This is a genomic window from Janthinobacterium sp. GW823-FHT06H09 (genome assembly GCF_058794735.1).
In genome coordinates, this window is record NZ_JBXAHC010000011.1 from 177,952 (window position 1) to 190,137 (window position 12,186).

The 12,186-nt window shown below is 64.2% G+C and carries 9 protein-coding genes; 6 read left to right on the forward strand and 3 right to left on the reverse strand.

Features of this window, described 5'->3' with window-relative positions; genetic code table 11:
• Nucleotides 1-20 precede the first annotated feature (20 nt).
• The 3 genes from AC1Q6X_RS20170 to AC1Q6X_RS20180 all read right to left on the reverse strand — a co-directional run bounded on the left by AC1Q6X_RS20170 (nt 21) and on the right by AC1Q6X_RS20180 (nt 2,155).
• Nucleotides 21-398, reverse strand: coding sequence for a Rieske (2Fe-2S) protein (locus AC1Q6X_RS20170; protein ID WP_492498229.1), 378 nt, complete (start codon nt 396-398; stop codon nt 21-23).
• On the reverse strand, nt 395-1,054 hold the full coding sequence (locus AC1Q6X_RS20175) for an HAD-IA family hydrolase (protein ID WP_070220184.1): 660 nt from the start codon (nt 1,052-1,054) through the stop codon (nt 395-397). Before AC1Q6X_RS20175 ends, AC1Q6X_RS20170 begins: the two co-directional genes overlap by 4 nt.
• Before the next feature lie 105 nt (nt 1,055-1,159).
• On the reverse strand, nt 1,160-2,155 hold the full coding sequence (locus AC1Q6X_RS20180) for an RluA family pseudouridine synthase (RefSeq protein WP_070220186.1): 996 nt from the start codon (nt 2,153-2,155) through the stop codon (nt 1,160-1,162).
• Between the two features lie 691 nt (nt 2,156-2,846).
• Between AC1Q6X_RS20180 and AC1Q6X_RS20185 the strand changes: the two genes are divergently transcribed.
• The 6 genes from AC1Q6X_RS20185 to AC1Q6X_RS20210 all read left to right on the forward strand — a co-directional run bounded on the left by AC1Q6X_RS20185 (nt 2,847) and on the right by AC1Q6X_RS20210 (nt 12,186).
• Nucleotides 2,847-6,017, forward strand: coding sequence for an Rne/Rng family ribonuclease (locus AC1Q6X_RS20185; RefSeq protein ID WP_492498230.1), 3,171 nt, complete (start codon nt 2,847-2,849; stop codon nt 6,015-6,017).
• An 88-nt stretch (nt 6,018-6,105) separates the two neighbouring features.
• Complete coding sequence (chrA, locus tag AC1Q6X_RS20190) at nt 6,106-7,446, forward strand: chromate efflux transporter (protein ID WP_492498231.1); 1,341 nt, start codon at nt 6,106-6,108, stop codon at nt 7,444-7,446.
• Nucleotides 7,447-7,945: 499 nt separating this feature from the next.
• The gene (locus AC1Q6X_RS20195; protein WP_070289119.1) at nt 7,946-9,445 is read left to right on the forward strand and encodes a TolC family protein; all 1,500 of its coding nucleotides are present in this window, start codon (nt 7,946-7,948) and stop codon (nt 9,443-9,445) included.
• Nucleotides 9,442-10,224: an efflux RND transporter periplasmic adaptor subunit gene (locus AC1Q6X_RS20200; RefSeq protein ID WP_227742020.1), complete on the forward strand. Its 783-nt coding sequence runs from the start codon at nt 9,442-9,444 to the stop codon at nt 10,222-10,224. Before AC1Q6X_RS20195 ends, AC1Q6X_RS20200 begins: the two co-directional genes overlap by 4 nt.
• A gap of 34 nt (nt 10,225-10,258) precedes the next feature.
• Nucleotides 10,259-11,107, forward strand: a complete 849-nt coding sequence (locus AC1Q6X_RS20205) for a phage tail protein (protein WP_230502595.1) — start codon at nt 10,259-10,261, stop codon at nt 11,105-11,107.
• 65 nt (nt 11,108-11,172) lie between these two features.
• Complete coding sequence (locus AC1Q6X_RS20210) at nt 11,173-12,186, forward strand: tetratricopeptide repeat protein (RefSeq protein ID WP_230502593.1); 1,014 nt, start codon at nt 11,173-11,175, stop codon at nt 12,184-12,186.

The following is a 12,186-nucleotide window of genomic DNA, read 5'->3' on the forward strand; positions in this document are numbered from 1 at the left end:
AATAATGCCTGCACCGGGCTTCAGGCCGGCAGCGGCTGGACATACTCGTCGGGCTGCCAATACAGCTGGCCGTCGCGCTCGGTCACGGGTATCGGACGCAAGCGGCCGCCCTTGCAGGGGCCGCCAGCACACAAGCCGCTCTCCGGCACATAGATGGCGCCATGCGTCGAACACATCAGGTACAAGCCGCTGGACTCGAAAAACTCGCCCTCGGCCCAGTCCAGCTCGATGGGCACATGGGCGCAGCGGTTCAGGTAGCCATACGCCTTGCCGCCGTGGCGCACGACAAAGCCCGTGGTCGCCTCGCCGCCGGCCGAGACGGGAAAGCGCACGCCCGTGCCGCCATCGGCCACGGCGTCGGCCGCACAAATGAACACATCGACAACGTCGCTCATCATGCGTGCTCGCTCAGCCATTGGTGCAGATCGGCCACCGTGGCGGCCGAATACAGCGGATTGCAAGCCTGCAACTGCGCCACCGGATGCGCTCCATACTCTACGGCAATACCCGCCGCACCTGCATTGCTTGCCATCAACAAATCATGGCTGGTGTCGCCGATCATCACGGTGCGGCGCATGTCCTGGCCCAGTTCGCGCGTCAGCTCCTGCAGCATGGCCGGATGGGGCTTGGAAAACGTTTCATCGGCGCAGCGCGTCGCATCGAACAGCGACAGCAGCTTGACGGCATTCAAGGAGCGGTTCAGGCCGACACGGCTCTTGCCCGTGGCGACGGCGAGAAAGTACGCTTGCTGCGAGAGTTCCAGCAGCATCTCGTGTACGCCGGGAAACAGGGTCAGCTCATGGTCGCGAGACAGATAGTGATAGCGGTAGCGCTCGGCCATGCGCGCATGGTATTTCGGCTCCACGTCGGGCATCACCAGCTGCATCGCTTCCTGCAAACCCAGGCCGATCACATGCGAGGCCAGCAACTCGGTGGGAATGGGCAAGCCCAGGTCTTTGGCCGATGCCTGGATGCACTTGACGATGGTCGAGGTACTGTCTATCAGGGTACCGTCCCAATCGAAGACGATCAGATCAAATTGCTTTCTTGCCATGTTTCCCGACGGCATAGCCGCCGGCTCCTTGAGAATGAATGATGGCGACTGACTACCTTGTGAGTAGTGTCGCGCGCACGCGGTGGATCGTTAAGTAACTCCCAATTATCGTGCGGCAACGGCCAATGGTTTGCCCAAGCTTACCAAGAAACGCTCGCATTCGGCAGCCAGCGGCGCGTTCAGGGTCATCGTCTTGCCCGTCTCCGGATGCGTAAACGTGATCTGGTGCGCGTGCAGGAACATGCGTTTCAGGGCGCCGCGCGTGCTGTCGGCCTTCAACAGGGCACGGTTGAGGGCAAAGTCGCCATATTTATCGTCGCCGGCGATGGGGAAACCGGACGACGACAGGTGCACGCGGATCTGGTGCGTGCGTCCCGTCTTCAATTCCGCTTCCAGCAAGGCGAAGTTGTGATATTTATGCAACAGTGAAAACACCGTGTGCGACGCCAGGCCATCGGCCTGCACGGCCACCCGGCGCTCGCCTTCGGCCGTCGTATATTTATGCAGCGGCAACTTGATATGCTGGCGCGCATTCTTCCAGTCGCCGGCCACCAGCACCAGGTAGCGCTTGTCGGTAAGGCCGTCGCGCATCTGCTCGTGCAGGTTGGTCAGCGCCGTGCGTTTCTTTGCCAGCAACAGCAAGCCGGACGTGTCGCGGTCCAGGCGGTGCACCAGTTCCAGGAACTTGGCGTCGGGGCGCGAGGCGCGCAATTGCTCGATCACGCCGAACGATACGCCCGAGCCGCCATGCACGGCCACGCCGGCCGGCTTGTCGATGACGAGCAGCTGCGCATCTTCGAAGATGATCTTGAATTCGGCGGCCGGCGCGCCCGTGGGCGCCTTTTCGGCCACGCGCACGGGTGGAATGCGCACCACGTCGCCGGCGGCGAGGCGGTACAGCTGATCGATACGGCCTTTATTCACGCGCACCTCTCCCGATCGCAAGATCCGGTAGATGTGGCTTTTAGGCACTCCCTTGCACACTCTTAATAAGTAGTTGTCGATGCGCTGGCCTGCTTCTTCCTCGGCGATCGTTACGAATTGGGCTTGCGGCTGAACCGGGGGTGTTGAAGGGGGAACAACATCATTTTGACTCTTCATTTACTATGTCTTCCCAGAAATCTCTCTAAGTCCTTCATTTTGAATATATAATTGTTTTTGCTGCGGCCCTGGCTGCTGCGAGTGTAAGAATAAAAGCACATTTTACACAGGGGCGTCTCCACCGGCCTCGCCAAATTGCAAATTCGGTGGAAAAAAATGTATATGCACCATCCCTGCGCGAATCAAGGTTGCACCGTAGTTGTAATCGGATAACGCGTGGAGATGCTGAAGTGAGTGTGGGATTATAAGGATAAGTACCCGTTAGCGCGACTTATCGAGTCGGGCTCGCGGGTTGATGAAGTTGATAACGCTTGCCGTTTTCGCCAAACCCGTATGCGGTCACCTGAGGTTGTCGATGAATAGGCTGAGGCCAAGCCTCGCCATCGCGATCCCTGTAATGAGCCGGCTTACGATTTGGCTCTGAATTTGCTGACCACTTGCATTCTCTGCCCCCGATGCAGTTCATTCTCATCCGGGCTGTTACAGATGAGTTGCAAGTGTCCCGTGCACTCGGCATGACGATTGACCTCACCGCGCCTGTTGCGGCCGTAACGTATACCTCGTACGCGTTGTTGCTCCGCACGCCTGGGCATTTCCCCCGCCAGCACTCCCGTTCTCGCATATATCCCTGTACTTCGCCGCTTCCCCGGAAGCGGCTTTGAGATGGCCTACGGGTCGCGGAGTTATAAAAATGAAACGCATGTTGTTTAATGCCACGCAGCAAGAAGAACTGCGCGTAGCGATTGTCGACGGACAAAAACTGATCGACATCGATATCGAGACAGCCGGGCGCGAACAGCGCAAATCCAACATCTACAAGGGCGTGATCACGCGCATCGAGCCATCGCTCGAAGCGTGCTTCGTCAGCTATGGCGAAGACCGCCACGGCTTCCTGCCTTTCAAGGAAGTTGCCCGCACGTATTTCCGCGAAGGCGTCGACGTCCGTAACGCCTCCGTCAAGGAAGCGCTGCGCGAAGGCCAGGAAATCATGGTGCAAGTGGAAAAGGAAGAGCGCGGCAACAAGGGCGCCGCCCTGACCTCGTTCGTCTCGCTGGCCGGCCGTTACCTGGTATTGATGCCGAACAACCCGCGTGGCGGTGGCGTATCGCGCCGCGTGGAAGGGGAAGAGCGCCAGGAATTGCGCGAAACCATGGATAAACTGGACTTGCCTGCTGGCATGTCCGTGATCGCCCGCACCGCCGGCATCGGCCGCAACGTCGATGAACTGCAGTGGGACTTGAATTACCTGATGCAACTGTGGCGCGCCATCGAAGGCGCCGGCAAGTCGGCCAACGGCGCATTCCTGATCTACCAGGAATCGTCGCTCGTCATCCGCGCCATCCGCGACTACTTCCAGCCCGACATCGGCGAGATCCTGATCGACACCGACGAGATCTACGACCAGGCGCACCAGTTCATGAGCCACGTGATGCCCGACATGGTGCACCGCGTAAAACGCTACAGCGACGACGTGCCGCTGTTCTCGCGCTTCCAGATCGAACATCAGATCGAAACGGCCTACAGCCGCACCGTGCCGCTGCCATCGGGCGGCGCCATCGTCATCGACCACACCGAAGCACTGGTCTCCGTCGACGTCAACTCGGCCCGCGCCACGCGCGGCTCGGACATCGAGACGACCGCCTTCAACACCAACTGCGAAGCGGCCGAAGAAGTGGCCCGCCAGCTGCGTTTGCGCGACTTGGGCGGCTTGATCGTCATCGACTTCATCGACATGGAAGTGGCGAAAAATCAACGCGAAGTGGAACAGCGCCTCAAGGATGCGCTGCACCATGACCGTGCCCGTGTACAAATGGGCAAGATTTCCCGCTTCGGCCTGATGGAACTGTCGCGCCAGCGCCTGCGCCCTTCGCTGTCCGAAGGCTCGCACGTGACGTGCCCGCGCTGCTCCGGCACCGGCCACATCCGCGACACGGAATCGTCCGCCCTGCAGGTGCTGCGCATCATCCAGGAAGAGGCGATGAAGGAAAACTCGGCCACCATCCACGTGCAGGTGCCTGTGGACGTGGGCGCCTTCCTGCTGAACGAAAAGCGCGGCGAAGTACTCAAAATCGAGAACCGTCACCGCATCGCCGTGATCCTGATCCCGAACAAGCATCTGGAAACGCCGCACTACAAGCTGGAACGCATCAAGCACGACGATCCGCGTCTGGAAGACAGCCAGGCCAGCTACAACCTGGCCGAAAGCGCTGAAACCGACATGGCGTACAGCAAGCGCCAGAAGGAAGAAGCAAAGCCGCGCCAGGAAGCCGTCGTCAAGACGATCACCCCTGACCAGCCGGCACCGCTGGTCGAGCGCAAGCCCGTCGAAGCAAAACCAGCTCCGGTGGCCGCGCCTGCCGCGCCGCAAGGCCTGATCGCCAAGATCATCAGCTTCTTCACCGGCGCCCCGGCACCGGTGGCGCCAGCGCCTGCCCCTGTCGCACCGGCCAAGCCGGCCGGCACGGACCGCGGCGACCGCAACAGCCGTGGCCCGCGTGGCCGTGGCCGTAACGGCAAGCCTGGCCGCGAAGAGCGCGAACCTGGCCAGGGCCGCCCAGCCCAGGACGATGCGGCGAAAGAAGCGGAAGCACTGGAAAAGGCGGCCCGTCCGCCACGCCCACCGCGTCCGCCACGCGAACCGCGTGAAGCGCGCGAGAACGGCGATACGGCAGCGGCACCACGCGAACGGGGCGAGCGTCCTGAACGCGCGGAACGTCCCGAGCGCGCCGAGCGCCCGGAACGCGCCGAGCGTCCGCCACGCCAGCCACGCGAAGGCCGCGAACCACGCGCCGACAAGGCTGTTGTTGCTGAAGTGAAAGCTGAAGAACTGGCCCTGGTTGGCGCCAGCGCCAGCGCGGTGAATGTCGTCGTGGCGTCAAACGGCCCCGAATCCGACGCCGCGCCAACGAGCTTGCTGAAAGCACCGGCAAATGCCGGCCCTGAAGGCGAAGAGACGGAAACCGACGTGGAAGGCGAAGAACCGCGCCGCCGCCGTCGTCGTGGTGGCCGCAACCGCAACCGCCGCGACCGCGAAACGGGCGAGCTGATCGAATCGGCAAACGGCGAAAACGAAGGCCAGGACACGCCCGTGATCAGCTTTACGGTCGCTCCGGCGCCGGAAGCCGCAACGGATGCTGCGCCGGTCGCCGTCGTGGCTGCCGCCGCAGTCGTCGCCGTCGCTGCGCCGGTGGAAGCTGCCGTCGTGGAAGTGGTGGAAGTGGTGGAAGTGGCCAAGGTGGTCGACATCGCCAAGGTCGAGGAAGCCGCTCCTGCCGCTGAAGCCGCGCCAGTTGCTGCACCGTTCGTAGCGCAAGCCCCTGTCGAAGTGGCTGCAGCGCAAGCTGAACCAGCCGCTGCCGAACCGGTACCGGCTGCCGAGTACAGCTTTGCCGTGAAAGCGGAAGCCGCACCGGCGCCAGCGCCTGCTCCAGCGGAAGTCATCGTCGAAGCGGCACCCGTCGTGGAAACGGCTGTCGCGGAAACCGTCATCGTGACTGAGGAAGTTCCAGCAGCAGCGCCAGTCGCCGAAGCGGCGCCGGCCGTGGCGCAAGCCGCACCGGTAGTTGCCGAAGCTGCTCCTGCTCCTGCTCCTGCTCCTGCTCCTGCTCCTGCACCTGCACCTGAACCTGTCGCTGCTCCAGCTTCCGCACCGGCTCCATCGCCGGTGCCTGCGCCGCTGGACCTGGACGCAGTGCTCGGTTCGGCCGGCCTGACCCTGGCTGCCACCGATCCGGAAAAACTGCGCCTGGCGCAGGAAGCGGCCGCCAAGGCAGTCGCTCCCGTGCGCAAGCCGCGCGAACGCAAGCCATTGCCGCCGCAATCGGATGAGCCGTTGATCCAGGTCAACACGCAACGTCCATAAGCGCGCCGGGTTCGCCCAGCCGCCAATGATGAAAGGGGGAGCTCAGGCTTCCCCTTTTTTACGTCCCCACCTTTGCCAGCCAGCCTCCATGCACGAGAACGCCAACCTTTCCCCTCCCGCCCCCGTCAGCCTGCGCAGCGCCTTCTGGTACTGGCTCAAGCTGGGCTGCGTCAGCTTTGGCGGCCCGGCCGGCCAGATCGCCATGATGCATGCGGAACTGGTGGAAAAGCGGCGCTGGATTTCGGAGCAGCGTTTCCTGCACGCCCTCAATTACTGCATGCTGCTGCCGGGGCCGGAAGCGACCCAGCTGGCCATCTACATCGGCTGGCTAATGCACCGCACGCGCGGCGCCCTGGTGGCGGGCCTGCTGTTTTTGCTGCCCTCGCTGCTGGTGCTGATCGCCCTGTCATGGCTCTACATGGCGTACGGCAACGTGGGCGCCATCGCCGGCATCCTGTACGGCATCAAGCCGGCCGTCGTCGCCATCGTGCTGGCGGCCGCCTGGCGCCTGGGCCGGCGCACCTTGCGCAGTCCCACCCTGATCGCCATCGCGGCGGCGGCATTTGTCGCCATCGCCGCACTACGTCTGCCATTTCCGCTGATCGTGCTCGCCGCCGCCCTGCTGGGCATGGCGGGCGGCCGCTGGCTGCCGGGCCATTTTCATGCCAGCGGTACCTCGCATGGCGGTGCGGCCCGCTACGGCGCCGCCCTGATCGATGACGACACGCCCACGCCGGACCACGCGCGCTTCCGCTGGCCGCGCCTGCTTGGCACGGCCGCCGTGGGCCTGGCGCTGGCCTTCTTCGCCTGGCTGGGCCTGGCGCTGGCGGGCGGGGCGGACCAGCCGCTGGCGCAGATGGGCGTGTTTTTCAGCAAGGCCGCCCTGCTCACGTTCGGCGGCGCGTACGCCGTGCTGCCCTATCTGGTGCAGGGCGCCGCCGACCACTACCACTGGATCACGAGCGCGCAGATGATGGATGGCCTGGCGCTGGGCGAGACGACGCCCGGCCCCCTGATCATGATCGTCGCCTTCATCGGCTTTGTCGGCGGCTGGAGCCATGCCGTGATGGGAGAACAGCTGTGGCTGGCGGGCATATGCGGCGCGTTCGTCGCCAGCTGGTTTACTTTCCTGCCCTCGTTTATCTTCATTTTGGCCGGTGCGCCCCTGGTGGAAGCGTCGCGCGGCAATTTGCGCCTGAGCGCGCCGTTGACGGCCATCTCGGCGGCCGTGGTGGGCGTCATCGCCAGCCTGGCCCTGTTCTTTGGCCGCCATGTGTTCTGGCAAGCAAATCCGCTGCCCCACTGGGATTGGCTGGCGATGATCATCGCGCTGGCGGCCGGCGTGGCGCTGATCAGGTTTCAAGTGGGAACCATCAAATTGCTGCTGGTCTGCGCCGCCATCGGCCTGGCGCGTGCCTGGCTGGCTTGAACACGGAAGCGTCGCGCCAGACAATCATCGCATCCCGCCGGCATCAACAGAATCTCCACCAACAAGCGCGGAGGATATTATTTCCTTATTATTAATAATCAGGATTTGATGCAGGTTAATTTAATTGGCGGCATATATATACCATTAATAAATAGAATATTTATTTCAGCAATTTAGTATCTCTCCATTCTCACGCCAGCAACCAGACCTGGACCCGGCAGGCATGGCGCCACGCTCTGCGCGGCTGCGCCCGACCTGCGAGCACAGCCGCACCGTGATCGATTTGTCATCCCCCCGACATATCATTCTCAAATAAATAAATGTGGCATATATGCAACAAATGAAAAATTGATTATTTGAATGAGTGCGACGTCATATACTTACTCGAAAGCAAATTACTGTTTCACCGTCATTAACCCGGCAGTTTCCTCGAGAATATCCATTAATGCGCGCTCAACAATTACATCATCCCATGCCCACTTCCGCGATCAGGACACTCATGCTCGGCTGCGCCAGCTTATGGCTGCTGAGCGCTTGCTCGACACTCGACGTCGGCACGGCCAAGCTTTCCACGGCAGAGGTCCGCGCCACGCTGCAGGACGACAAGGCGGCCCTGGCGCGCGACGTGGAAGCGCTGAACGGCCCCCTGACCCTCGATGGCGCCATCGCCCGCGCCATCAAATACAACGCCGAACGCCGCTACAAGGCCATGGAGGAAGCCGTTGCCATGGGCACCTTCGAGGCAGGGCAGTTCGACATGCTGCCCAAGCTGATCGCCTCGGCCGGCTACCGCGACCGCAACAATGACCTGATCACGCGCAGCGTCGATTCCGTCACGGGCGCGCCGTCGCTGGCCAATCCCTACATCTCGTCCAGCCGCCAGGTGCTGAGCACGGAACTGGGCATTTCCTGGAGCCTGCTCGATTTCGGCCAGAGCTACTACGCGGCGCGGCAGAATGCGGACCGCGTGATGATCGCCGGCGAGCGCCGCCGCAAGGCCCTGCACAACCTGATACTCGACGTGCGCACCGCCTACTGGCGCGTGGTGGCGGCGCAGAAGCTGGTGCCCCTGCTGCGCAGCACCATCGCCGAATCGGAAGCGGCCCTGAAGGATGCGCGCACGGCGGAGAGCGACCGCATCCGTTCGCCACTGGAACCGTTGCGCTACCAGCGCCAGCTGCTGGAAAACCTGCGCCTGCTGGAAACCATCGAGCAGGAACTGTCGACGGCGCGCGTGGAACTGGCGGCCCTGACCGCCCTGCCGCTGAGCAGCGGCTATAGCGTGGTCGAAGCGGGCGGCGACGTCAACACGGCCTGGCTGAACCAGCCGATCGAAAAAATGGAAGAAGTGGCGCTGCTGCGCAATCCCGACCTGCGCGAAGGCATCTACAACGCCCGCATCGCCCAGCAGGAAACCCGGCGCGCCATGCTCAAGCTGTTCCCCGGCCTGTCCTTCAACTATGGCGTCAAGCACAGCAACGACGATTACCTGATCCATCAGAACTGGAACGAGGCCGGCGCGCAGATCTCGTTCAACCTGCTGGGCCTGTTATCGGCGCCGGCGCAGATGCGCCTGGCCGACGCGGGCGTGAGTCTGGCCAACCAGCGCCGCATGGCCATGCAGATGGCTGTGCTGAGCCAGCTTCATATTGCTCGCCAGCAATACGCCAACACGGCCCGCCAGTATGAGCGCGCCGACGCCATCGCCGAAGTGGACGGGCGTATCGCCCAGCACATCGCCAACCAGGCAGAGGCGCAGAAACAGTCGGCGCTGGACCGCATTTCGCAGCAAAGCACGGCCGTCCTGTCGCAGCTGCGCCGCTACCAGGCACTGTCGAACGCGCAGGCCGCCGCATCGCGCCTGCAAGCGACCCTGGGCATGGAACCGGTGGTCAACGGCTCGTCCGACATGCCGCTGGCCGAACTGACGGCGGCCGTCGCGCAATCGCTGCAGACCTGGAACCAGGCCCAGCTGCCATCGCCTGAGGACCGTCCATGAAGTTGGTCGCACCCGCAATACGCATGACCCTGGCCGGCGCGCTGGCCCTGACCCTGCAGCACACCGCGCTGGCCGCCGCGCCGCAGCCGGCCAGCGCCGGCGCCACGCTGGAAACGCGGGAAATCCGCGCCCAACTGGCGCCGCGCCGCTACACCACCCTGGCCGCCGAGATCGGCGCCAAGATCAACCGCCTGCCGCTGCCGGAAGGCGCGGCCTTCAAGCAGGGACAGTTGCTGGTGCAGTTCGACTGCGTGCTGCAGCAGGCGCAGCTGGCCAAGGCGGAAGCGGCGCGGATGGCGGCCGAGACCAACTGGCAGGGCAACCAGAAACTCGCCGACCTCAATTCCGTGGGCAAGGTCGAACTCGACATTTCCAGGGCCGAAGCGCTCAAGGCGCAGGCCGAAGTGGCCGCCAACCGGGCATTGCTGGGCAAATGCCAGATCGTCGCGCCGTTCGCCGGCCGCATCGCCGAGCAGAAGGCGCGCGAACAGCAGTACGTGCAGCCGGGCCAGGCCCTGCTGGAAATTCTGGACGACAGCACCCTGGTGCTGGAATTCATCATTCCATCTCGCTGGATGAGCTGGGTGCGCAACGGCACGCCCTTCCAGGTCAGCATCGACGAAACGGGCAAGAGCTATCCGGCCAAGGTGCAGCGCATCGGCGCCCGCGTCGACCCCGTCAGCCAGTCCGTCAAGCTGAGCGCCGTCATCGACGGGCGCTTCGGCGAACTGGTGGCCGGCATGAGCGGCAAGGTGCTGATGCAGCCGCCGGCAAAATGATTTTTTCACCCTGCTTAGACCAAAAGGAGAGCCCATGAAATCTCGTCCGCACCGCGTCGCCCGCTGCCTGACGCTCGCTGCCGTTGCCGCAGCCGCAGCCAGCTGGAGCACGGCCAGCTATGCCTGCCCCGCCGAACCCTATGTTTCCAGCATCTGCGTGATGGCCTGGACCCGCAATGACCTGTACGGCTACTTGCCGGCCAACGGCCAGTCCCTCAACGTCAACCAGAATGCCGCGCTGTACTCGCTGCTGGGCACGACCTATGGCGGCAGCGGCAACACCACCTTCAACCTGCCGGACCTGCGCGGCCGCACCGTGATCGGTGCCGGCACCGTCGACGCCAACACCAGCTACACGGTGGGCCAGAAGGTAGGCACTGTCAGCGCCACCCTGACCATGGCCAATCTGCCGGCCCATGCGCATACCTTGCCGGCGGTCGACTTGAGCAAGGTCAGCGGCTCGGTCAACCTGGCTCAGACGACCGGCACGCCCACCACCATTTCGATGGCGCCCGTCACCTACACCGCCAATACCAGTGCGCTGACACTGACGCTGAAAGCCAGCAGCGCCGCGGGTGCGTCGGCCACGCCGCTGGCCGGCGGCGTGCCGGGAGCGGTAAATACCCCGGTGGCGAAGCTGTATAACACCAGCGCACCCGACGTGGTCATGGGCGGCGGCTCCCTGGGCGGCAGCATTACCGTCACCTCCGCCGGCTCGCCTGCCATTACGCTAGCCGGTACCGCCCCGGTGACGCTGAACGGCTCCCTGCCGGCTGCCGTCAGCGGCCCTACAGGCACGGGCGCCGCGTTCAGCATCATGCAGCCGTCCATGGCCATGTATTACTACATCGCCTCCGTCGGCATCTACCCGCAGTCGAACTGACGGACCGCGCCACCTAACCTTGTGTTGCGCGGCCGCCTCCGAGCGGAGCGGCCGCCGAAATCATCATGCAGCCATACCGCCTCTTTCAAGTCTTGCTGTCCCTGACGCTGCTGGCGGCGCCGGGCGCGCGCGCCGGGCGGCCGGCCGACCATGCCCTGCCGCTGCAAGCCGCATATGCCTTGCTGGCCAAGGGCGACTATGCCAACGCCTACCCGGCCTTCCTGCGCCACGCGGAGAACAATCCCCTCGCCCAGTTCACCCTGGCCCAGTTCCACCAGAATGGCTGGGGCCGGCCAGCCGACCCCGACGCCGCCTGCGCGTGGTTCGGCAAGGCCGCTCAGGGCAAGATACCGACGGCCCTGCATTTCGCCGGCGACTGCCTGATGCGCACTCCGGACGCGCCAGGCAATGCCGCCGCCGCGCTGTCCAGCTACCTGGCCGCCGCCGCGAACGGCCACCTCATTTCACTGTGCTCGGCCAGCGAATTTTATGTCCGCGGCCGCTACGTCGCCCGGGACGTGCCGCACGGCCTGGCGCTGTGCGCCCAGGCGGCGCAGGCCGGTTCGCCGCCGGCCATGCTGAAACTGGCCAATTACCTGCGCAACGACCGCGACGTGCCGCACGACGCGGCCATGGCGCGCCACTGGTACCGCATGGCGGCGGAACGCCAGGTCGACGAGGCGCGCTACCAGCTGGCCATCATGCAAGCGCAGGGAGAAGGCGGCGAAGCCGAGGGCGAGGCGGCGCTGCTTGCCCTGGAAGAACTGGCGAGCAAGGGCTACGTCCCCGCCTACCTGCCCACGGCGACGCTGTACGCCCACCTGCCGCCCGACGCCGATACGGGCGCGCCCGGCGCCGCCAACCTGGCCAAGATTTATCTGTGGGCCAGCGCCGCCCGCAGCCGCCTGAGCGAGCCCGCCCTGCAAGACCAGGCGCGGCAGCTGCAAGACCAGGTGCTGGCCATCATGCCGCCCGAATGGCGGCCGGCGCTCGACCGCAAGATCGACGCCCACCTCGCCCAATTCGCCGCCCCAGGCACGCCGTTCAAGCGCGCCAGTCACGTATCACCAGGAGCCTGA